This window comes from Photobacterium sp. DA100, from assembly GCF_029223585.1.
GTDB lineage: Bacteria > Pseudomonadota > Gammaproteobacteria > Enterobacterales > Vibrionaceae > Photobacterium.
The window spans coordinates 1,950,192-1,973,242 of the sequence record NZ_CP119423.1 but is presented as its reverse complement, the minus strand read 5'-3'; the positions used below and the strand labels follow the sequence as shown (position 1 = coordinate 1,973,242).

22 protein-coding genes are annotated in these 23,051 nt (G+C 45.1%); 14 read left to right on the top strand and 8 right to left on the bottom strand.

The features are described from left to right. The first annotated feature begins 9 nt into the window (after positions 1-9). Positions 10-894: a LysR family transcriptional regulator gene (locus PTW35_RS09255; RefSeq protein ID WP_281024735.1), complete on the top strand. Its 885-nt coding sequence runs from the start codon at positions 10-12 to the stop codon at positions 892-894. 51 nt (positions 895-945) lie between these two features. Here PTW35_RS09255 and PTW35_RS09250 read toward each other — a convergent pair whose 3' ends face one another. The 5 genes from PTW35_RS09250 to potA all read right to left on the bottom strand — a co-directional run bounded on the left by PTW35_RS09250 (position 946) and on the right by potA (position 6,207). Then, positions 946-1,989 (bottom strand): extracellular solute-binding protein, encoded by a 1,044-nt coding sequence (locus tag PTW35_RS09250; RefSeq protein WP_281024734.1) that lies wholly within the window; start codon positions 1,987-1,989, stop codon positions 946-948. 347 nt (positions 1,990-2,336) lie between these two features. Continuing rightward, on the bottom strand, positions 2,337-3,368 hold the full coding sequence (locus tag PTW35_RS09245; protein ID WP_281024733.1) for an extracellular solute-binding protein: 1,032 nt from the start codon (positions 3,366-3,368) through the stop codon (positions 2,337-2,339). A 109-nt stretch (positions 3,369-3,477) separates the two neighbouring features. Beyond that, positions 3,478-4,248 carry a spermidine/putrescine ABC transporter permease PotC gene (potC, locus tag PTW35_RS09240; protein WP_039461261.1) on the bottom strand — a complete coding sequence of 257 codons (771 nt, stop codon included), beginning with the start codon at positions 4,246-4,248 and terminating at the stop codon, positions 3,478-3,480. Further along, positions 4,248-5,105: a spermidine/putrescine ABC transporter permease PotB gene (gene potB, locus PTW35_RS09235; RefSeq protein WP_281024732.1), complete on the bottom strand. Its 858-nt coding sequence runs from the start codon at positions 5,103-5,105 to the stop codon at positions 4,248-4,250. The genes potC and potB overlap by 1 nt, the downstream gene beginning before the upstream one ends. Further along, on the bottom strand, positions 5,089-6,207 hold the full coding sequence (gene potA / locus PTW35_RS09230) for a spermidine/putrescine ABC transporter ATP-binding protein PotA (RefSeq protein WP_044624495.1): 1,119 nt from the start codon (positions 6,205-6,207) through the stop codon (positions 5,089-5,091). The genes potB and potA overlap by 17 nt, the downstream gene beginning before the upstream one ends. A gap of 387 nt (positions 6,208-6,594) precedes the next feature. Between potA and PTW35_RS09225 the strand changes: the two genes are divergently transcribed. From PTW35_RS09225 to PTW35_RS09215, 3 genes are read left to right on the top strand one after another with little or no spacing between them, the layout of a single operon-like run. Beyond that, on the top strand, positions 6,595-7,395 hold the full coding sequence (locus tag PTW35_RS09225; protein ID WP_039461258.1) for a membrane protein: 801 nt from the start codon (positions 6,595-6,597) through the stop codon (positions 7,393-7,395). Beyond that, entirely contained in the window at positions 7,392-8,180 is a 789-nt protein-coding gene (locus PTW35_RS09220) for a glucosaminidase domain-containing protein (RefSeq protein ID WP_281024731.1), read from the top strand. Before PTW35_RS09225 ends, PTW35_RS09220 begins: the two co-directional genes overlap by 4 nt. 3 nt (positions 8,181-8,183) lie before the next feature. After that, positions 8,184-8,792, top strand: coding sequence for a DUF2987 domain-containing protein (locus PTW35_RS09215; RefSeq protein ID WP_281024730.1), 609 nt, complete (start codon positions 8,184-8,186; stop codon positions 8,790-8,792). 63 nt (positions 8,793-8,855) lie between these two features. Here PTW35_RS09215 and PTW35_RS09210 read toward each other — a convergent pair whose 3' ends face one another. Continuing rightward, a complete protein-coding gene (locus PTW35_RS09210) occupies positions 8,856-9,779 on the bottom strand; it encodes a PIG-L family deacetylase (RefSeq protein ID WP_281024729.1) in 924 nt (307 codons plus the stop codon). 278 nt (positions 9,780-10,057) lie between these two features. Here PTW35_RS09210 and PTW35_RS09205 point away from each other — a divergent pair, with 278 nt between their 5' ends. Genes PTW35_RS09205 through PTW35_RS09195 form a run of 3 tightly spaced genes read left to right on the top strand, consistent with a single transcriptional unit; the run spans position 10,058 to position 13,450 of the window. Beyond that, the gene (locus PTW35_RS09205; RefSeq protein WP_281024728.1) at positions 10,058-10,762 is read left to right on the top strand and encodes a response regulator transcription factor; all 705 of its coding nucleotides are present in this window, start codon (positions 10,058-10,060) and stop codon (positions 10,760-10,762) included. 7 nt (positions 10,763-10,769) lie between these two features. Next, positions 10,770-12,209 (top strand): ATP-binding protein, encoded by a 1,440-nt coding sequence (locus tag PTW35_RS09200; protein ID WP_281024727.1) that lies wholly within the window; start codon positions 10,770-10,772, stop codon positions 12,207-12,209. Next, complete coding sequence (locus PTW35_RS09195) at positions 12,206-13,450, top strand: ABC transporter substrate-binding protein (RefSeq protein WP_281024726.1); 1,245 nt, start codon at positions 12,206-12,208, stop codon at positions 13,448-13,450. The genes PTW35_RS09200 and PTW35_RS09195 overlap by 4 nt, the downstream gene beginning before the upstream one ends. Positions 13,451-13,519: 69 nt before the next feature. Here PTW35_RS09195 and PTW35_RS09190 read toward each other — a convergent pair whose 3' ends face one another. Then, the gene (locus PTW35_RS09190; protein ID WP_281024725.1) at positions 13,520-13,921 is read right to left on the bottom strand and encodes a hypothetical protein; all 402 of its coding nucleotides are present in this window, start codon (positions 13,919-13,921) and stop codon (positions 13,520-13,522) included. A gap of 419 nt (positions 13,922-14,340) precedes the next feature. Here PTW35_RS09190 and pepT point away from each other — a divergent pair, with 419 nt between their 5' ends. From pepT to PTW35_RS09175, 3 genes are all read left to right on the top strand, one after another. Next, a complete protein-coding gene (gene pepT, locus PTW35_RS09185) occupies positions 14,341-15,573 on the top strand; it encodes a peptidase T (protein ID WP_281024724.1) in 1,233 nt (410 codons plus the stop codon). Positions 15,574-15,733: 160 nt separating this feature from the next. Next, complete coding sequence (locus PTW35_RS09180) at positions 15,734-16,141, top strand: MbcA/ParS/Xre antitoxin family protein (RefSeq protein WP_281024723.1); 408 nt, start codon at positions 15,734-15,736, stop codon at positions 16,139-16,141. Further along, entirely contained in the window at positions 16,141-16,836 is a 696-nt protein-coding gene (locus PTW35_RS09175; RefSeq protein WP_281024722.1) for an RES family NAD+ phosphorylase, read from the top strand. The genes PTW35_RS09180 and PTW35_RS09175 overlap by 1 nt, the downstream gene beginning before the upstream one ends. Positions 16,837-16,908: 72 nt before the next feature. Here PTW35_RS09175 and PTW35_RS09170 read toward each other — a convergent pair whose 3' ends face one another. Further along, positions 16,909-18,393 (bottom strand): carboxypeptidase M32, encoded by a 1,485-nt coding sequence (locus tag PTW35_RS09170; protein WP_281024721.1) that lies wholly within the window; start codon positions 18,391-18,393, stop codon positions 16,909-16,911. Between the two features lie 309 nt (positions 18,394-18,702). Between PTW35_RS09170 and PTW35_RS09165 the strand changes: the two genes are divergently transcribed. The 4 genes from PTW35_RS09165 (at position 18,703) to PTW35_RS09150 (ending at position 22,965) form a co-directional block, all read left to right on the top strand. Then, the gene (locus tag PTW35_RS09165) at positions 18,703-19,878 is read left to right on the top strand and encodes a D-alanyl-D-alanine carboxypeptidase family protein (RefSeq protein ID WP_281024720.1); all 1,176 of its coding nucleotides are present in this window, start codon (positions 18,703-18,705) and stop codon (positions 19,876-19,878) included. 246 nt (positions 19,879-20,124) lie between these two features. Continuing rightward, entirely contained in the window at positions 20,125-21,018 is an 894-nt protein-coding gene (ttcA, locus tag PTW35_RS09160; protein WP_281024719.1) for a tRNA 2-thiocytidine(32) synthetase TtcA, read from the top strand. A gap of 242 nt (positions 21,019-21,260) precedes the next feature. Further along, positions 21,261-21,803 carry a mobilome CxxCx(11)CxxC protein gene (locus PTW35_RS09155; protein WP_281024718.1) on the top strand — a complete coding sequence of 181 codons (543 nt, stop codon included), beginning with the start codon at positions 21,261-21,263 and terminating at the stop codon, positions 21,801-21,803. A 241-nt stretch (positions 21,804-22,044) separates the two neighbouring features. After that, a complete protein-coding gene (locus PTW35_RS09150; protein WP_281024717.1) occupies positions 22,045-22,965 on the top strand; it encodes a LysR family transcriptional regulator in 921 nt (306 codons plus the stop codon). The last annotated feature ends 86 nt before the right edge of the window (positions 22,966-23,051 follow it).

Genomic DNA, 23,051 nt, shown 5'->3' with positions numbered 1-23,051 from the left:
ACTGATAGTATGTACAATCTTGATCAACTCCAGATGTTTGTTATTGCTGCAAAATTAGGATCTTTTTCAGCCTGCGCTAGGCAACTCGGAAAAGTCCAGTCTGCGGTTAGCCAGGGGATAGCAAACCTTGAAATCGATTTGAATGTCGAACTGTTTGATCGCTCTACTCGCAAGCCGACGCTCACGAAACAAGGCCAGCATTTGCTCAGATTTGCTGAAGCCACGTTACAGCAGAGCTTTGAATTGCAGAGTGCGGCCAAGGCGTTGAGTGATTTCCAGGAGGCTGAAGTTACCATCTTAATTGATGATAATTTGTTGATAGACAAACTCGGTACGATTGCTGATGAGTTCAGTCAGCGCTTTCCATCGACAACTTTGACGACCATGCTGGCCAGTAGCACTGATATCCCCAACCTTTTGCTGAACGGAAAAGGGGATCTGGGAGTGATGTTGACTGACATGGTGTATTTCAAAGAACTGGATGTTCGCTACATCGGCAGTATTCGATTTGTGCCCGTAGCTTGCCCAGAACATGTTTTATCGAAACATGACAGTGTCACACCAGCTGATTTGATCCCTTACCGCCAGCTTATGGTTCGAGGTGAGGGCGGAAAATCTATGGCTTATATGCCACCTATTTCGTCTAACCAGTGGTGGACGAACGATCACCATGTGCTCATTCAGTACGTTGAGAAAGGCTTGGGTTGGACATATCTTCCCAGCCATGAGGCGAAGCAAAGAGCAAAATTAGGGAAAATGAAAATACTGCCTGTTACGTTTGATCACAAGGAGTGGCAGGCTCCGGTTGAGTGTGTGGCTCCAAAAGGAAAAGCAGTAGGTCCGGCGGTGAAGTGGCTTAATACAGCGATGAATGGCTTGCTAGAGGATATATGACTCAAACAAAAACTCGGGCCTGAGCCCGAGTTTTCTATACTAAGTGGGAGATTACTGACCTGCTTTTAGCTTCTGGTAGTACTCTTCATAGATAGTGTTTGCACCGTTAACGCTGTCCTGCCACTCACCGGCATCCATCACTTCTTGCGGCGGGTAGATGCTTGGGTCGTTAACAAATTCGGCTGGAAGCTTGTCTTTTGCTGTTGCCACAGGGGTTGGGTAGCCGATTTCCAGCGCAATTTTTGCTGCGTTCTCAGGACGCAGTAGGAAATCGATCATCTTGTGGGCAGCATCGGTATTCTTGGCATTAGCCGGGATAGAAATGCTGTCCATCCAGAAGATGGCACCTTCTTTTGGCCATACGATATCAATTGGTGCGCCTTCTTGACGAGCCATGTAAGCAGAACCGTTCCACAGCATACCCAGAGAGGTTTCGCCTGCCATGTAAGGGTTAGCAGGGTAGTCAGAGTTGAATACCAACACATTTGGCATTAGCTTCTTAAGCTCTTCGTAGGCGGCTTTAATTTCTTCAGGATTTTTGGTGTTCGCAGAGTAGCCAAGTTTACGTAGGGCGATGTGAAAGAATTCACGCGCGTCATCCATCATCATCAGCTGGCCTTCCCATTTAGGGTCCCAAAGGTCGGCCCAGCTACTAACTTCTTCTTTGTCCATCATATCTGTGTTGACACCGATACCGGTCGCACCCCAGATGTATGGGATCGAGTAGTCATTCTTAGGATCGAATGGCTTGTGCAGGAAGTTAGGATCGATTTCATCAAAGTGGCTTAGCTTTGACTTGTCGATTTTTTGCAGCATATTTTCTTCACGCATTTTCGATACATAGTAGGTTGAAGGAACCACTAGATCATAGCCGTCACCATGGGTTTTTAGCTTTGCGTACATGGTTTCATTCGACTCGTAGGTCGAATAAATCACTTTAATACCCGTTTCTTTCGTGAACTGTTCCAGAACTTCTGATGGAATATATTCAGACCAGTTATAGAAATAAAGCTCTTTATCTGCAGCTGTTGCCATGTTCGAAAACATTGCCATTGCGCAAACACCGCCGGCCATTAAAGAAGACCATTTTTTCATTGTTATATGCTCCAAACTAAATGGGATTTTGAGAGTGTTCTCTAGCGAATGTACTAATTATGGATGAAAACCATCTCGGTGAAGTACTTACCGCTTCTCCTGCAAATTGTCGTTATGTTCACCTATGAGGGTAAACATCGGAAATATCCCCAATAAATTGAGTAATATGCTGTTAAAAATCAACGTTATTACAGCGATTTTTAAGAGCATATTATAACAGGGAATTGAATGGTAAAGATAAGGAATATCTTACCTTAATAACTGTATGAACTATTAATAGCCGATATTTGTATATTTTCGATATAAAAAAGGCAGCCGCTTGGCTGCCTTGGATTTATGGCGAAGAATTACTGGCCTGCTTTGAGTTCCAGGAAGTAATTCTCGTAGCGGATGTTCATCTCACCAACCGCATCCTGCCACTCACCACGGTCAAGATCTTCTTGTGGTGGGAACAGGGTAGGGTTGTCTTTGTATTTCGCGTTTGATGCTTCAACTGCAGTCAGGTAGCCAGTTTCTTCTGAAATTTTGGCTGCAACATCAGGACGCAATAAGAAATCGATCATCTTGTGTGCTGCTTCAACGTTTTGGGCATTCTTAGCAATAGCTAGGCTATCAACCCAGAATATACCGCCTTCTTTAGGCCAAACCAATTCAATTGGTAGACCTTCTTTCTGGGCTGCGGCAGCTGAGCCATTCCAGAGCATACCCAGGCCAACTTCACCTGCAAGGTAAGGAGCGGCAGGGTTGTCGGAGTTGAACACCAAAACATTTGGCATCAGTTTTTTCAGTTCTTCGTAAGCTTCATCGATCTGTTTTGGATCGGTGGTGTTACCAGAGTAACCTAATTTACGCAGAGCAATGTGGAATACTTCGCGCGTGTCATCCATAAGCATCAGTTGGCCTTCAAGCTCAGGATTCCAAAGGTCCGCCCAACTATCGAAATCAGCAGGGTCGTACATGTCAGTGTTGACTGCCAAGCCTGTCATTGCGATAACGTGTGGGATCGAGTAGTCGTTGTTTGGGTCAAAAGGCTTATCCAGATAATTCTTATCAAGCTCTTTGAAGTTGGTTAGCTTTGATTTATCGATTTTCTGTAACATGCCTTCATCGCGCATTTTAGCAACGAAGTAAGTTGACGGCACAACCAGGTCGTAACCTTGGGGGTGGGCTTTTAACTTAGCGTACATAGTCTCGTTCGACTCGTAAGTCGAATAAATCACTTTAATACCAGTTTCTTTCGTGAACTGTTCGCGTAGCTCCGTAGAAATGTACGGACCCCAGTTCATAAAGACTAATTCCTTGTCTGCCGCATTGGCAACATGAGTAAACATTGCTGCAGCGCATGCAGTACCGGCTAGAAAAGCGGACCATTTTTTCATTAGATTATCATCTCCAAAACCCTTTTAGGGTGTTAATACAAAACAAGTGGCCCGAAGGCCACTTGCTCGTTCTTTGGCTGAAGCCAAATTTAAAGCGGTGTTGCAAGCCTTATTTGATCTTCTCCCGTGCCAGCAGTTGAGAACTGACAACTAGGATCAGAGACACAATTAGCATAATTGTAGCCAATGCGTTCACTTCTGGTGAAATACCCACTTTAACCATGGAGTAAATCTTCAAAGGCAAAATTTCGTAACTCGGACCTGTTACAAATGAACTGACAATGACGTCATCCAGCGACAGGGTGAAGCTTAGCAACCAACCAGCGGCAACCGCAGGCTTGGCTAGCGGCAGGATAATCTGCTTTAGGATGACCCATTCGCTTGCGCCCAAATCACGTGCAGCTTCGAGCATTTTCACATCAAACCCTTTCAAGCGGCTGTAAACCGTTACCACCACGAATGGTAGGCAGAATGTAATGTGCGAAAGCAGCAAGGTGAGGAAGCCAAGCTCCGCGCCAACCAAGATAAACAGCGCCAGCAGCGAGATTGCCATTACGATGTCTGGTGACATCATCACCACGAACAGCATGCCGTTGACAAAATGTTTGCCGCGGAACTGGTAGCGGAAGAGGGCAACCGCCGTCAAACTACCAATAATCGCTGCCGCAGTTGCCGAGAACACGGCAATATTCAGCGAATGCCATGCCGCCTGCATCAAGCTGTCGTTGTTTACCAGCTGGTGATACCACTTGGTGGTAAAACCTCCCCATTTCATGCCGAATTTGCTGGCATTGAATGAGTTAACAATCAGGATAATGATTGGTGTATATAGGAAGGCATACACCACAGTCATAAAACTGAATTTAAATGCGCGTCCCATTATTCAAGCTCCACTTTACGGTTAAGCAGTTTGCCTGCCCGGTAGTAGGCGTACAGCATGACTGCCATCGCGATCGTCAATGCAATACTGGTTGCTGCACCGAACGGCCAATCACGGGCGTTCAATACCTGGCTCTTAATCACGTTACCGATCAGCAGATTCTTCGCTCCGCCAAGTAGGTCGGACACATAGAACATACCAAGAGCAGGTAGTAGCACCAGTAGACAACCAGCAATGATGCCTGGCATGGTCAGTGGAAAAATCACCTTCACGAACGTTTGGAACTTGTTCGCACCCAAATCGCGCGCGGCTTCAATATAGTTGTGATCGAGTTTCTCAATCGCCGAGTACAGCGGTAGCACCATAAACGGCAGAAGAATGTAGACCAAGCCAACCATTACCGCATACTCGGTGTACATGATACGTAGCGGCTTATCGATAATGTCTAGGTAGAGCAGGGTATTGTTCAAAATACCTCGGGTACCCAACATGATCTTCAGACCATAAGTACGGATCAATGAGTTGGTCCAAAACGGCACAATCACCAAAAACAGCATAAACGGACGCCATTTCTCTGGCATCTTTGCAATCGCATAGGCAAACGGATAACCAATCACCAAACAAAGTAGTGTGGCCACCAGCGCCATATAGAACGAGTGCATCATGACCTTGGCATAAAGCGGATCAAACAACCGGATGTAGTTGTCCAATGTGAAGGTCATTTCAATCAGGTTTGCATCATCTCGGGTCAGAAAACTGGTGCCGATGATCATCAGGTTGGGAATAAATACAAACAGCAATAGCCAACCAACAATGACGGTTATGATGATGTTTTGAAGATTAAGCTTCTTGTTCATCTGCTAGCACCACTTCCCAGCTTTCAACCCAAGTAACCGCAACTTTTTGATCCAGAGAGTGGTCCACATCAGGATCATCTTCGTTGAAGAATTCACTTACCATGACAGACGTGCCCGTCTCCAGCTCGACCACAGAGTCAAGCGTCATACCTTTATAGGTACGCTCACGGATATAACCAATGATGCCTTGTGCTTCGTCACCATTGTTGATTTCTTCCAGGCGAATATCTTCAGGTCGCAGCAATACTTTAACCTTGTCACCCGGGCTAACTGGCAGCTTGCAGTGGATCATTGAAGGGCGGCCTTCAACATTTGCCAATACACGGGTTTCATCCAAGCGCTCTTTGACGACCGCATCAAACACGTTGATTTCGCCAATGAAACGCGCGACAAATAGGTTCTCTGGCTCTTCGTAAATTTCACGAGGAGAGCCATCTTGCTCAACGTTACCAGAGCGCATAACAATGATACGGTCTGACATTGAAAGGGCTTCTTCCTGATCGTGGGTAACGAAAATGAAGGTAATACCCAGTTTACGCTGCAGCTGTTTCAGCTCGATCTGCATCTGTTTGCGAAGTTTGTAGTCCAACGCCGACAGGGATTCGTCCAACAACAATACTTTTGGCTTGTTCACTACCGCTCGTGCGATTGCAACCCGCTGCTGCTGACCACCAGAAAGCTGGTGAGGCTTACGAGGGGCAAACTTCTCTAGTTGCACCATACGCAGCGCTTCCATTACGCGAGGCTCAATCTCACTCTCAGCGACTTTCTGCATACGCAGGCCGAAAGCAACATTGTCAAAGACTGTCATATGCGGGAAAAGAGCATAACTCTGAAATACAGTATTTACGTTGCGTTGTTCCGCTGGAATACCTGTTACGTCTTTGCCGGCAATAACAATCTGTCCCGCATCGGCATTTTCAAAGCCGGCGATTAGTCGAAGAACAGTTGTTTTACCACAGCCAGAAGGGCCAAGGATGGTAAGGAATTCACCATCGTTCACATTCAGATCGAGACCAGTGATAATTTGCTTGCCATCGAAGCTTTTGCCCAGCCCTTTAAGCTGAATCACCGGTGCTTTAGTTGTTTCTGCAGCGTTCAATTCTACAAGATCTCCACCCAGGGGTTTCATAGATAATCCCCCCAACTATTAGGTTGAATTTAGGGGGCGCATAATAGTCCCGTAAACGCGTAATTCAAAGCGTTTTTTTCCAATTTCTTAGACTATTTTCATACTAGCGAACATCTGTTTAATAACAGCTTGGATGCAGTGTCTGTACCCGAATGAAATTTACTTTAAAATCAAGGCATAAGCATATGCATTCCGTAGGCGTAATCTATTAATCATAGTGTATTCAGACTGACTAGCTAATTCGCCCTCCAAAGTCACACTCTGGACGGAAAAGCAGCTTTTTGTCGCAAAGTTTCTCTATCGGGCCTAACTAGCGTACAATCACGGGCCTAGTGTGTAATATTTAGTGAAATACAAATGAATAACAAAACATTCCAAGTTGGCGGCTCAATCGAAAGAGCGTTGAAAGGTGAGAGTGATCTTCAGTCACTGTCTGTGCTTCAAGAAGCCTGGAAGATCACAGCCAAGAATTTTCTGACTTTCTTGCCAGCGGTTATTGGTTTGTTTCTGGCACAAGTTGCGCTGCTTCTGCTGGGCCTGCAAGTGCAACTTGGAAGTGCTGCCGTGTTTTTCGATGCCGTTATAACTGGCGGCGAGATGTCTGCCTCGGTCATTGAGGCGGGTTATATGGCAAATTTCTGGTCGGATGTATTAAGTGCTCCTCTGTTGGCGGGCGTTAGCTTGATGGCATTGAACCATGCAGTTGGTCTGCCAAGTAAACCAAGCTACTTGGTCAAAGGGTTTCCTTTCGCCCTGGTTTCAGTTATCACGGTGTTGCTCAGCGCTTCGTTACAGGGTATCGCCAATGCGATTTTCCCTATTTTCGGTATGCTGCTTTCGATGGGCTTTAGCATGGCAATTATGCTGGTTTGCGAAAAACGTTTATCACCACTGAAAGCAATTCAGTTTTCACTCGTGGCAACTTTGCGTAAACTACTGCCGATGACAGCTATTTTTATTGTCATCCTAACGATGTTTATTATTTCATTTGCCACTGCTGGTATCGGTTTAATTTGGACGATCCCATTCTTCTTTAATGTGAAAGCCATTATCTACCGCAACCTTTTTGGTGTCTCGCTTCATGTCACGACAGTTCAGAAAGGACAAAATGATAACGACCAAAACCAGCAGGGGGATCCAAAGGTTTTTGACGCGTGATAAAAAATATAACAACCAGTAAAGTTGCCATTTTTGCATTAGTCAGTGGATTGACAGCATGTGGCGAAATCCCATTCCAAAGCTCCAACGATGAGGCCGCCTCGGCCTCATCACAAAATGCCAAGCCAGACTTTTCCAAAATCACCGACGTTACTCTGAAGAAAGCGGCTTTCTTCGACTTTCTTCGCCCTGCCGTTGAGCACGAAAATCAACGGATAATAGAAGAGCGCCAGTTCCTCGAGTCGGTTTTATCTTCAGTGAATACCGGTGAATCGCTTTCTCGAGATCAATACGCCTACGCCGAAAAGCTCGCTGACGCCTACAAGCTTCCGCTTGACGGTAATATGATTACTGCCGATTGGCTCGCTGCGATACTGGAGCGTGTTGACGTCCTTCCCGAGTCGCTTGTCCTTAGTCAGGCGGCAAATGAATCTGGGTGGGGAACGTCACGCTTTGCAGTGGAAGGCAACAACTATTTTGGCCAATGGTGTTATCGTAAAGGCTGCGGTTTGGTTCCTAATGCACGGAATGAAGGAGCAAGCCATGAAGTGGCGGTATTCGCATCACCGTATTTATCGGTGCAAGCCTACTTCATGAACGTGAATACCAATCGTGCCTATCAAGACTTACGTGATATTCGCTCTGCACAGCGTAAGGCCGGCGAAGAGGTTGAAGGTACGAAGCTGGCAGAAGGACTAAGCCGTTATTCAGAGCGAGGTCATGCATATGTTGATGAAATTCAAGCAATGATCAAGCATAACAATCAATACTGGCGCCAAGGATAAAGGATGAAGTTGACCCATTGGCTAGTTGCGGGCGTAGTTGCCAGCACTTCGCTCTATGCTCAGCAGGCAGCGGCTCAGAACATAGAGATGCGTTACAGCACACTTTACAGTAAGCTCAAGCAAAATGTTAAAGAGGGACATGATGATGTCAAATTGGCACTGTTCCTTCTGAATCAGCAGGATGGCAGTGTCTGTCAAATCCACAAAGGATCGATGCGTAAAGATGAGCATTATGAAGAGTTAGAGATCCCGGCAAACAATGAGCTGACGGTGCCAATTGATAGTAATTTGCGCCAGGCCAACCCAGACGTTACCTATGTCATTGACGATGGCATTACCTGTGATGTTTCGATGCAAGTTATAGCCAAGCAAGATTACGGGACATCAATCCAGCAAGTCGAAGTTGCCAAGCTAGTTCCTCAGATGAATCAGCTGTTGTCAGATCTCGGCGGAATGTTTTCGGGATGGTTCATGCCCGATGTCGAAGGGGTCGTCGTACACTTTGACAGTGGTGATACCAAGGTTATCGAGTTATCGTCACTGGCTGAGGGCGAAACCGTTACATTCAGTCATCCTGCCGTTAAGATTACCCCCTGGGTTCCACGTAGCTAGCCACTAATTGAATTAAAAACCCGAGTCAAAATGTACTCGGGTTTTTATACACTCGGTTTGAACCTACTTCAGAGAGCAATAATCAAAGTTGCACAGCTGATGCTTCTGCAAATCGCCATATGTCGACTTGTCCCACTTATAGATGTTTTCAAACTCTGCACTTTCCAGCGGCGGAATATAGCCAACATCATACTGGCTGAGGTAATATTTTTTAAATAACTCTAACTTGTAATCTTTGTCATACCAATAGGTTAACTTGGATATCGCATTGTTCGGAAGTCTGGCTTTAATGCTGTTAAGTTCATCTTGTGCTTTGTCGGGATTTGCTCCGGTGTAGGGCTGATCCTCTCCAAAATAAATCTGGCACTGAGCTTCACTACCCAAGTCGTGTGCCGCCTTCATTACCGCCTCACGAACAACAAAATGATCGATGTGTGACCCATTGGCAAGCAAGACAAACGCTGCACAATCTTGCTGTTTGAGTATCGGGGTTATATCTGCAGCAATTCGGTTGTAGACGTCAATTTCAGCTTGCCTGAAATCAGCAAAAGTACCGGCAGGTCCTCCACCAGCAGTCGGGGATCCTTCATATAATCGCAATGGAGCATCGTAGAACCCTGCTGTTTTATAACGGAAGTTATCCCAGTTGCCGAACATTTCAGTGTGGGCGCTAAAATCTTCATTAAAACGCATTTTCGTTATATCAAGCACCCGCTTATTGGTTAAGATATCCAGATGGTTAGTTGAGTAATTTGACAGGCTAAAGAATACCTCTGTTACATTGGTTTTGTGCTCAATACTACCTTCATTGGCTAATTTGCTGATGAGTCCACCAAAGGTAAGTAGTATGTCATCGGGATGGGGGCTTAAAAAGTAGAGGTTTTGTTCCGGTATTATTGAATATGTCTGTGCGGATACAACACTCGGTGCTATGGCGAGGGCAAGAACAGTAACGGCTGTTTTTAACGGGCTTTTTACTATCTTCATTTTTCACATCCTAATTGTTTTCAAACTATGAGGTGACTGCTTTAAACGCCGAACATAACAAAGAATATTGCAAGAATATGGAATGAACGGCCATGCTTTTATTTGCTGACAATCCTAGCAATATGTTTCGCTTGATAAGTAATTTATAGTTATTTATTTGTAAGCAACTTCTTACAAACGCGCTAAAACAATACTCAGATCCAATTAACCAACAAACAACTTGCCCAGCTTGTTAATTAAACATATAACTAGTTCGGAAGTATTTAGCAGGATCTCTTATGGAAAAGAAAAATATACTTGTTGTGGATGATAGTGAAGAAATTAGAGATGCGCTCAGCGAATATTTAAGTCGTTCAGGGTTTAACGTTGTTACGGCTTCTGATGGCGATGAAATGTGGCAACAAATGGGTGTTCAGGAACCGCATCTTATTGTGCTGGATATAATGCTTCCAGGTGAAGATGGCTTTACGCTTTGCAGTAAAATACGATTAAAATCACATGTTCCCATTATTATGCTGACTGCGGTGTGTGATGAGGTTGATCGCATTACGGGATTGGAAGTCGGAGCCGATGATTATATTACGAAAACATTTAGCCCTAGGGAGTTATTGGCGCGAATCAAAGCACTATTGCGCCGTAGTGAGTTCAATAGCAGCACGTTATTTAGCCGAAGGATTAGCTTTCTCGATTGGACTTTCGATACGGTCAAAAGGCGATTGGTCCATGCTGATGGTGAAACCGTTCAGCTTTCAGGTGCGGATTTTTCCTTACTGAGCTTATTTGTACAGAACCCGAATAAAATTTTCAGTCGGGATGAAATCGCCCAGTGGGTGTGGGGAAGAGAAGCAGAGCCTATGGAACGTGGGATCGATGTGCAGATGAGCAGGCTTCGGAAGCATCTTCATGATCATGAACGCTCAATTATCCTGACCGTGAGAAATAAAGGATACATGTTGGCTGTTGATACCCTTTTTGAGTCATAATTAATTCATGAATAAGTTTCCTCCGTTTTTCAAGTCAATTACATTTCGAGTTGGGGCTACATTACTGGTAGTTATTATTATTGCCGAATTAATCGCTGGGGCAATTTGGTATCATGCCAATGAAGAAGAGAAAAAAGATAGTATAAAACAAACCGCTTTGAGTATAGCTGAGGGAGCATTAGATACCTACAGTTACTTTCAATCGCTCCCGGTTAACTATCGCCACTTAATTCTCAGCCAGTTGCGAGAATCAGGCGGAACGCGTTTTTTTATCTCTATCAATGATAAATATATTCCCAATAATACCCTTACAAGCTTCCGTTATACACCATGGTTGATACAAGAGCTGGAGCAAGAACTGATGTCTTCACTTTCCGGGGTCGAAGAAATTCATGTTGCGTTAACGAAAAGAGAAGATATACGGGTTTTTAATTCTGCTATCAGGCTGAATGAACTGCCGGAGATTTGGACCAAGTACAGCTTGGTTTTGGGTGAGTTAAATCTCCCTATTTTAGTGATGCAAATCAAAATGTCCGAGCAAGAATGGTTTTATATCGCTTCGGTTTTACCCGTGACATTTTCGAGTTTATCTACACCGTTTATAGAGCAACGTCAGTTTATTTTTCTTGGTATTACCTCAGTGCTATTGATGCTTTGCACGGCGTGGATCGTCCGAAAGGAGCTGCGCCCCATTAAATCATTGGCAAAGGCGGCCACACTGATGGGCTCTCAGTTAGTGGTCAAAGAGATCAAAGAGGAAGGGAGTTCAGAGATGAAGGCTACGGTCCACGCCTTTAACAAAATGAACCGGAGAGTGCGGTCGTATATCCGTGACCGAGAAATGCTATTCAGTGCGATATCCCATGATTTGAAAACGCCACTTGCTTGTCTCAAATTGCGGACTGAAATGCTCGATGATGAACAGACAAGGTTGCGGTTTGAAAAGCTGCTCAACGAATTCGAGTTGCTGCTAAAAGGGGCCTTGCAGTGTATTCGCGAAACCGACATTCATGAAGAGCCTGAGACAATCGACATCGGCAGCCTCTTAGTTCAGTGTGCCGACTATTATAACCGTCATAAGCCAACGGTGTCTCTTGAACACATCCTGGACACTCACTACATCGGCAAACCGGTCGCGATAAAGCGTTCAATTTATAACCTGGTTGATAATGCGGTTTTGTATGGTGAAAAGGTGGATATCTCGGTACTGAACTCAGCGTCATACCTTGTGATCACCATACGAGACTATGGGCCTGGGATTGAAAACAAATTGCTGGAAAAGGTTTTTGAGCCTTACTTCAGAACCGGAGATCAAGACGTCGACGGATCTGGCCTCGGGTTAACGATTTCAAGAAGTATTGCACGTTCTCATGGTGGCGACTTGATACTGAATAACCACCCTGAGAGGGGGCTGATAGTAGAATTATTTTTATCGAGAGATGTATGAAAAAGGTTTTAATTGCAGGACTTATCACTTCAATTTTTTCAGCTCACGCAGCTCAGGATCTGCAATTCCTCCATTGGTGGACATCTGAAGGTGAGGTCAATTCCGTCCAGGTTATCAAACAAGAGCTGGTAATGAATGGGTTTAACGTCTTGAGTGTTCCTGTTGAGGGAGGAGGCGGGAAAATTGCTAAGTCAATCCTCCAGGCTCGAGCAATTGCCGGCAACCCACCGGATGTCGCGCAACTGGAGGGCCCGTCGATTAAGTCGTGGGCAGCACTTGGTTTTTTGCACAACATCAACGATGCGGCTCAACAACACTCGTGGGACGAGAATTTGTTTAAGGTTGCCCGTGAAATACACCGCTATAACGGTGAATATGTTGCCGTTCCTGTAACCCTCCATCGCCTCAATTGGATGTGGGTAAACCACGACGTGCTGGAGCGTTATCAGCTCGCTATCCCGGAAACGTGGGAGCAGGTAATCGAGGTATTTTCGCAACTACAGGAGCGCGGGGTTGCGCCACTGGCTATTGGGAATGAGCCATGGCAGATTGTCCAGTTGTTTGAGAATATTGCTTTTGGCTTAGGAGGCGCTCAATACTACAAAAAAGCCTATATTGAACTGGACGCCGAGGCGCTTTCCAGCCAGACCACATTGGAAGCGTTGCACTTATTTCGGCAGATTAGTTCGCTAGTCTTACCTTATCTGACCAAGCAAACCTGGGATTCGGCAACCCGGCAATTGCTCGAGGGGAGCCGGGCTTTTCAAATCACTGGAGATTGGGTAGCCGGTGATCTGATGGCGTTAAACGGTCATTTCCCGGAAAAGATTGGTTGTTATCCCACGCCAGCCCATGAGCCCGGGTTTATTTACAATATGGATAGCCTGGTGCTGTTCAAGAGCCCGCACCTCAAGGCTGAGGTGGCGAATCAGGTTGCAAAATCAGTATCTACCCCCGAGCTCATATCGGCTTTCAACAAACAGAAAGGGTCAGTGCCACCATACCATAATGCGTCTTTATCAGGCTTCAGTTCATGTGCTATTGATGCTTATCAGGATTTCCAGCTGGCAGAGAAGCAGGGCAATCTAGTACCGAGCATGATTGATTCGATGGCTGTTAGCCCGGTTATAGAAAAAGCGGCTGCAAACGAATTATTTCGCTTCTTCAATGACCCATCAATAAAGCCGGAGGATGTCATTTTGCATATGCAAAGCATGGGGGCGAGCAATATAAGTTTGTGAGTTGATATTGAGGCCCGGTAAAACCCGGCTTGCTTACCGGGTTTTATCGTTGGCGCACAGAGGGTAGGGTTATACTGTTAAATCGCGATCCGTTGCTTTGATTCTGATCCCGCCTTTTTGGTGTTCTGTTACCTTCAATCCATGAGGAGTTTCGTATGAGATATATAGTTTGGCGTGGTCATTGCACCATTTCGACACTTGAGAAGTTAAAAGAGAGTTGGGTAAGTAGCGAGAGTGGCAACATTGGGAAAAATTGAGTTGGGCTTGCCGTTTGAATTCAGAAGCTATGCGGGGATAGAACAAATCAAGCTTTTCATTTCCGTCTTTATTGCAGAAGTGTAAGTTTGCTTTTAATTGTCCTTTTCGGTATCTCAACTTTAGCTTGGCTGGAATATTGTCATTGATTACGGGTATCTGGACATCCACAGTCTTTTCAATCGGTTCATGCGGTAGAAAAAGTTTAGTAAGCATAAGACCTCCTTGGTTAAAGCCATCTTATGCACTATTAGAGAAAATATTTTCCACCGATGTCACACATACTGAATGGCAGCTAAATAAGATGTGAGTTCTATAGTGGACGATCAACCTTTTACATTTCCACACACTTTATCTTCGGCTACGCCGAGTTATTTAACAGGCAAAAACGAAAGTTACCTATCATTGCCCCCTCATACCGTGTGAAAAAGGCGTTGTATACGACCGTAGCATTCATACTGAGGCTTTATTAATCAAAAATGCTAGTATCGCTGTGATTAGCATTAAAAAAACTGGTCAGCGCACCGACTTATCTTCATTTAATGAACAAAAAACTGATTCATCGCAATTCATTTAACTGCTCTCATCTGGATACTTGGTTGCCATATTACTTAGTTGAACAAAATGAGTGGGACATGGATAACTTAATTGAGCGTTTTTTACGTTACGTGAGCTTTGAAACTCAATCAAACCCTGCCAATGCCCACTGCCCGAGTACTGAGGGGCAGCGTGTATTAGCTCAGCAACTGAAAGAGGAGCTGGTTGAACTTGGTCTTTCAGATGTCACATTGGATGACAATGGTTATCTGACAGCCCTGCTGCCATCAAATGTTAACCATGAGGTGCCTGCAATTGGTTTTATTGCCCACATGGATACAGCCCCTGACGCTTCCGGCAAAGATGTGAAACCTCAGATTGTTGAGAACTACCAGGGCGGAGATATCGCGCTAGGTATTGGTGACGAAGTATTGTCGCCAATCCAGTACCCTGATCTCAATAAGCTTCATGGCCACAACCTGATCACAACGGACGGGACGACACTGCTTGGTGCGGACAACAAAGCGGGTATTGCGGAAATCATCACTGCCGTCGCTTATTTAAAGGCTAACCCTGAAATTGAACATGGCGACATTTGCATCGGCTTCACGCCGGATGAGGAAATTGGCCGCGGTGCAAACTTGTTTGATGTTGAAAAGTTCGGTGCAAAATGGGCTTATACCATTGATGGCGGTCCTGTCGGTGAGCTGGAGTATGAGAACTTCAATGCGACGTCGGCTGATGTTATTTGCCATGGTGTCAATGTCCACCCAGGGACAGCCAAGAATAAGATGGTCAATGCCATGAATATTGCGGCGCAGTTCCAGCTGATGATGCCAGCGGAGGAAACCCCTGAGTGTACAGAAGGCTACGAGGGCTTTTATCATCTCAAATCAATGGAGCCAGCCGTCGCACGCACTGAACTTGGCTATATTATTCGCGATTTTGACCGCGAAGGGTTGGAGCGCCGCAAAGCCTTCATGCAGGCCAAAGTAGACGAGCTTAACGGTAAGCTGACCAAAGGTCGTGTCGAGTTGGTTCTAACTGACTGCTACAACAATATGCGCGAAATGGTTGAGCCTCACCCACACATCATCGAACTGGCGAAACAGGCCATGATTGAGTGTGATGTAAAACCTGAAATCAAGCCGATCCGAGGCGGTACAGACGGCGCTCGCCTGTCGTTTATGGGGTTACCTTGTCCAAACATCTTTACTGGCGGTTATAACTTCCATGGTATTCACGAGTTCATCACGATTGAAGGTATGGAACAAGCCGTAAAAGTGATTGTGAAGATTGCCGAGAACACGGCAAAGTATAAGCAATCCTAATTGCTAACCCGATACAGTTGTTCAATGAGATACCCAGCATTCGCTGGGTATTTTTTTGGCTATCGCTTGGCCACTAATCGAGACAACATCTAACAAGCTCGGGTGGTTGTTTTTGTTCTTTTGTGCTAACTTTGCCCATATATGGACAAGTGGAGTAACGATGATGAATGCAGCGCAAGCAACCCAATCCCAGCAACTTGCACAGGCGGGCAATACCGTTTTGCCAGTTGTATTCAACATTCTTGATAAGTGGTCATGCAGCCAAAATCAGCAGATGGCTCTGCTTGGCTTAACCAGCCGCTCAACACTGAATAAGTATCGAACTCATCCCGAGTCTGCCAAAGTGTCAAAGGACCTCTTGGAAAGAATGAGTTATATACTAAACATTCATAAGTGCCTACGTATTATGTTTACTGCAGAAGAGAGTGTTTATAATTGGGTGCAAAAGCCCAATAACCATCCTTTCTTTGCCGGCCGCTCGGCAATGGAAATTATGTGTCAGGGAAAAGTGGTTGACTTGTACCAAGTCGCATCGCGATTGAATGCATGGCGTGGTGGACAATCTTGATGGACATCAATATTGAAGAAATGGGTAAGTCGTCTTTTTATGAACAGCTTTGTTATCGTTTGATCCCATCTAAATACCCACCCATAAACCTGTATGAAGACGTGGCTGAGCCAGAGCAGCTGGAAGCTATTTTTGCGATTGAGGCAATTACGAATCCCAGGTTAGCAGAGGAAACCGGAGATTTTGGCCGTATTCATCCAGAAGAAAGGTTGGTAGGGATCCCTCATTGCAGTTATGTAATGGCAGCGTTTACCCACGTGAATCCCGATGGTGCCAGATTCAATACTTCTGATTTTGGCGGCTATTATGCGTCACCCGAAGTGAATACCGCAATCAAAGAGACGGTGCATCATATTGAAAGAGTGATGGGTTATACTAACGAGCCTGCGCAGGATATCCAGATGCGCTGCATCGATGCATGGTTCAATGCTGACTTGGTGGATTTACGTGAACGGCATCTGCTCGATTCGCCGCTGTACCACCCGACGAATTATGCCCACTCGCAAGCGTTGGCAACCGAAGTCAAATCGGCAAGAGGCGATGGCATTGTCTATCAGTCCGTTCGCCACCAGGGGCATGACTGTTATGTGCTGTTTAAACCGGTACTGGTAACCAAGGTGTGCCAAAGCCGACACTTTACCTACAAATGGAATGGAGATTCAGTCAATTCGGTGCTTGAACTGAGCTTGATGTGAATCTTGAGACATTGGTCAACCAGCACAAAAAAGCCGCTATTGTTTAGCGGCTTTTTATTATCAGACAAGGTGTTATTTCAAGTAGCGCTGTTCTAAATGCTGCTTGAAGAACTGGGCATTGAGTCTTTCGCCGGTTGCGTCAATCAGTAGCTGATCGGTTGATACTGTCGACGCACGCTTCCAAACATGGCGATCAAGCCAGTTGAAGATTGGTTGAAGGTTGCGCTCACGAATTAAGCTATCAACATTCATTTCTTTTTTGATCGCCGCCATAAACTGCGCTGCATAGATGGCACCTAGGGTATAAGAAGGGAAATAGCCAAAAGCTCCCATGGTCCAATGGATGTCCTGCATGCAACCGTCAGAGAAGTTACCCTTCGTTGATATTCCCAAGTACTCGGACATTTTTTTGTCCCACAGCTCGGGAATATCTTCGACTTCAATTTTACCCTCTACCAGATCGCGTTCGATCTCGTAGCGCAGAATGACATGTGCCGGATAGGTCGCTTCATCAGCGTCAACGCGAATAAGCCCGGGTTTTACTCGGGTGTTGAGCAAAGTGAGATTTTCAGAGGACAACGCTGGGTCATCATTGCGTTGGAATATATCAGCGGCCAGCGGTGCCAAAATATCGATAAAGAGCTCGCTTCTGGACAATTGCATCTCAAAAAACAGGCTTTGAGATTCATGAACTCCCATTGAACGGGCTTTGCCAGCGGGCAGGCCGGCCCACATTTCCGGGAGGCCTTGTTCGTAACGGGCGTGACCGGTCTCATGGATAACGCCCATCAGTGCCGATGTAAAATCGGATTCATCATAGCGTGTGGTAATACGTACATCGGTTGGCACGCCACCGCAGAAAGGGTGGATACTCTTATCGAGTCGGCCGTGATTGAAGTCAAAACCCAGCCGAGCCATTAAAGTGTGGCTCAGCGCCTGCTGCTGTTCGACAGGAAAAGGTCCAACAGGCTGCATAATAATATCTTGGCTCTGCCGTTCCATGATTTGTTGTATGAGCTCAGGCAACCAGCTTTTCACATCACTGAACAGCTCATCAAGCTCAACGGTTGTCATACCCGGCTCATACAGATCGAGTAGGGCGTCATAACGGCTTAGGCCAGTCGCTTCAGCACGAATCTGTGCCTCTTGCCTTGTCAATGCGACGACCTCTTTTAGATTCTGGCTAAATCGTTGCCAGTCATTGTTTTCCCTTTGCGTGCGCCAAGCATGTTCACACTTGGAACAGGCCAATGACTTCTTTTCTACCAACTCGGCCGGGACAACATTGGCTTGTTGCCAGCTTCGCTTCATTTCTCGGAGGTTGATTGTTTCATCTGCGTCTAGTTCTTCGCTGGCTGCTTGCCCAAACCATTCGCCGAGGAAAGGAGCGATGGATAGTTCATGCTTGATAACGGCCAGCTCGGCCAACGCTTCTGAGCGGGCGGAATTTCCGCCTTCAGGCATCATCGCAGCCTGATCCCAAGAACAAATTGCCTCGAGGTGTTCGAGCCGTGAAATTTTCTTATTATGGTGTACTAATTTTTGATAGAAAGTCATTGTCATTCCTTAAGTTGACTCATCTCTGCCTGAGAAAGTGCCTCGTTACTTCATCCTAACGGCATTTTAGCGCATCCGCCATGCCTTGATAGTTGGGTTCCGGTCTTGTTTGAATCCATTTAGCATCGAAATACGCGAAGTTAAGCAGGAAATCTTGCTCAAAATTTTATATCTTGGGTTAAAAAACACGCTAACTTAAATGCCCAGTTGTAACGGATTTTACAATAACGTAAGACTTCGTAAAGCATACGAGATTTCATGCTTGGGTTAGATATACTGCTCCCAATGACACCATCGACGGCGAGAAAAATGAAAATACAACTGAAACACACTTTTCGCACCTTAACTGCAGGTACACTCTGTCTTTCGGCCTCTGCCTTTGCTGCACCTACAGTCATTCCTGATGCACCGGTTCTGGGGGCAAAAGGTTATGTATTGATGGATTACCATACAGGTCAGGTATTGGTAGAGAAGAATGCCCACGAGCAACTTAACCCGGCAAGTTTAACAAAACTAATGACTAGCTATGTGGCCGGCCAGGAAATGAAAAGCGGCAACATTAGTGAAGATGATCTTGTTGTGATCAGTCGCAATGCTTGGGCCAGGAACTTCCCGGACTCATCAAAAATGTTCATTGAGGTTAACACCGAGGTTAACATGATGGATTTGTATCGTGGCTTGATTGTTCAATCAGGCAACGATGCCAGTGTTGCCATTGCAGAGCATGTTGCGGGTTCAGAAGGGGCGTTTGTTAGCCTGATGAACTCTTGGGCCAAAAAACTCAATATGAACAACACGTCATTTTCAAACCCGCACGGCCTTGATAGCGATAAGCTGTATTCGACACCGTATGATATCGCGTTGCTGGGCCGGGCCTTGATTAATGACTTGCCAAATATCTATTCAATCTACAGCGAGAGGTCGTTTACCTATAACAACATTACTCAGCGAAACCGCAATGGGTTGCTAGGTGACCGTAGCCTTAATGTTGATGGTATGAAAACCGGCTATACGGGTGGGGCAGGTTACAGCCTTGCGAGCTCTGCAACCGAAGGGGACATGCGTCTGATTTCGGTTGTAATGGGATCGAGCAGCCCGAAAGCCCGAGAGGCAGAAAGTAAGCAGCTACTGAATTATGGCTTCCGCTTCTTCCAAACGGTTTCTCCGCATAAACAAGGTGATGAGCTGATTAAAGAAAAAGTGTGGATGGGCAATACTGATACCATCTCGCTGGGCACAATGGAAGATACATACGTGACCTTGTCACGCCGTGACGTGAGCAAGATGAAGGCTTCCGTAGAACTGACATCTGAGTTGACAGCACCGATCAATGAAGGGGAAATTGTCGGCAAGATTTTCTACCAGGTAGATGGTAAAGACGTTGCTGAAGTGCCTTTGGTTGCGCTGGAATCCGTTGAAAAAGGTGGGCTGTTCAGCCGTTTGATTGATTACATCAAGCTTTTCTTTATTGGCCTGTTTAAGTAACCGATAGCCCTAGTAGTCAAAGAGTAGAGAGCCGTATCAGTTTGGTACGGCTTTTTCGCAAACATGCATTACTTGTGGTGGGCTGCCCGTCATGTAAATGCTGGTTGCATATCAGGGCGTATCGAGGGATCGCACCTATCGCAGACAAATATTTCAACTGGCTTAAAAAATCCGTATAATCCACGCCTTACGAAAATCCAATCAGGAAATCAACAGCCGGTACTATCGGTAGTGTGAGAAATCGCAATGAATCAAACAGATACTAGAAAAGAAACACTTGAGTTCAACAAACTTCAGAAGCGCCTTCGAAGGAATGTTGGTAATGCCATTATTGATTACAACATGATTGAAGAAAATGATGTTGTGATGGCATGCATCAGTGGTGGCAAAGATTCATTTGCGATGTTAGATATCCTATTGAATCTTCAAAAAGCGGCACCAATTAAGTTTGAAGTTGTCGCGGTAAACCTTGATCAGAAACAGCCGGGCTTCCCTGAACATATCCTGCCGGACTATTTTGAGACCCTCAATATTCCGTACTACATTGTGGACAAAGATACCTACTCTGTTGTTAAGGAGAAGATTCCTGAAGGCAAAACAACTTGCGGTCTTTGTTCTCGCCTACGCCGTGGTACCTTGTACTCGTTTGCTGAAAAAATTGGCGCGACAAAACTGGCTTTGGGCCACCATATGGACGATATCGTAGAAACTATGTTCTTGAACATGTTCCACGGCTCGCGTCTAAAAGCGATGCCGCCTAAGCTACGTTCTGATGATGGCCGTAACGTTGTGATCCGCCCTCTAACATACTGTCGTGAAAAAGATCTGATCAAGTACGCAGAGCATAAGGAGTTCCCAATCATTCCTTGCAACCTATGTGGCTCGCAAGAGAACTTACAGCGTCAGGCGATCAAGGCAATGCTGATTGATTGGGACAAGAAGACGCCGGGTCGTGTCGAGAGTATCTTCAAGTCGATTCAAAATGTTAGCCCAAGCCAGCTGGCTGATAGAGATCTGTTTGACTTTGTGAATCTTCCGCTAGATCGTGAAGGTGAGCGAGAAGAATACCAATTCAGTGAAGCCACTGTTTCGTCTACGAATATTGACGAGTCTATGTTCATTGATGTGACAAACATCTAATATTGAAGGGGAGAATAGTCATTATTCTCCCTTCTTTTATCCCGCTTCATGCAATTCCTTTGCAACTAGTCGGTTTTTAATGCCTGTTAAGTTAACGATAGCCAGCTAATTGCCTCTTCTTCTTCCGTTTAGTGAAGTGCAAGATGTTATACCAAGTAACTTGAAGTCACTTGGGTATATATGACATATAATCTAATAATTACTGGACGTTGCGTTTCAGCTATATGTCGTTTGAGGTGGGTATGCCTATACATCTGATGGAAATGAGGTTTCATACTTATGGGGCAATTGAAATCTTTGAGAAAAGAAAACGAAGGCTGTGTCGACTGCGTAACGTTATTGTGTATTTGGGACTGGCAATCCCAGTCTCTTTACTATGTTTAGTATTATTTGATAATGAACATCCAGCGATTAAAAGCACTCTTATCGCGATTATATCTATAATTTTGTTGGTTCAGCTTATAATGTCCCTCTGGGCGCTTATTGCCAAATGGGAAGAGAAATACGAGTATTCAATAAGTGCCATGACCTCAAGCCGAATCATTTATGAGCGATTGAACTCTCTAATTAACAGTAATAAATCCATTCCTAGCGATGTTATGTTGGCAATAAGCGATGATTATCACTCACAGTTTTCTGATGAGTTAGCGCATGAAATAACAGCCAAAGAAAAGTGCTATGGCTATCGAAAAAGCTTGATAAAATTTTCTAAGGTTTGCCCTCTATGTCAATCTAAGCCAATAGATATGAAGCCTTCTGGTTGTAAACTCTGTGGGAAGTTTTAGCGGTAAAGTCTCTCTACAGCTGGCCCCCAATAATAAATATATTCGGCTTATCGCTATTGATAGCTTGAGCGAATAGCTCTACAGAAAACCAGCCAGGGGGTGAATATATTAGATTATCTTGACTCTACTCGCATAGGCGATGAATTAATGGTCAATCAATGTTTATGGCAGTGATTAGGCTGGATATCACTTTAATAATACGCTTAGTATATAAAATCAGCATGGGATGAAAGGGATATGAATGAACCTCAATAACCTTGACCTTAATCTGCTTAAGGTATTACTTGTTTTACTGGAAGAGAAAAACACCCACCGTGCAGCAGACAAACTGGATACCAGCCAACCGGCAGTGAGTAGGGCGCTGGGGCGTCTTCGTGAAGCGTTTGATGATCAGCTTTTTGTTCGCCATAATCGGGGACTTAAATTAACCCCTCGAGCAGAAGAGCTAGCTGCTGTATTGCCAGGGATCTATACACAACTTGAGAAAGCATTAGAAAGCAAGCAATTTAACCCCGCTGAAATGGAAGGCCGGTTCCGAATAGCACTTAACGGTTTCTTGATTGAGAGTTATGGAACTGAGATATATCACTTATTTAATCGTCATTGTCCAAAAGTTGAACTTGAGTTATATAGTTTTGGTTCCAGCACTTTAAGCCAACTCCAAGATGGCCGCTGCGATTTGGCGATCACTTACCAGCCTTTAACGACACCAAAAACTATCTACCAGAAGAATATTGCTAAGAGCCAATTTGGTTTTATCTGTCGTCGCGGACTCATTGAGGAGCACAGGACGATTCCCATTGAAGAGCTGGATAACTACCGCTGGGCCGGTATGGTAGTGCCAGGGTTTAATGAACAAATGGAGCTGGTAAGAAAGTATGTAAATTTGAATGTTAAGCCAGCATTTCGTAGCCAGCACGCCATACCGATCCTGCAAGCTATTAGAAGTGAAGATATGCTGTTTATCGCCCCGCGCGAGCTTTATCATATCGTCGACCAAAATAAATACCAATTCGTTGAGATGGATGAGCAGGGGCATGCATTTCGACGTGACATTATGGATATTGTCATCGCCTATAACCAGAAGCACTGGAATACTGAAAAGTATCGCTGGATAGAGCAGTTGCTCAAGGAGATCAAGGTAACTCGGCATAATGAGTGAAAGTGAAATAGCAAATTAGCATTAAGCTTTCATTCAGAGATGCGTTGATGATATTTCACTAATCCATTTCTGCCATGGGTTTAAGA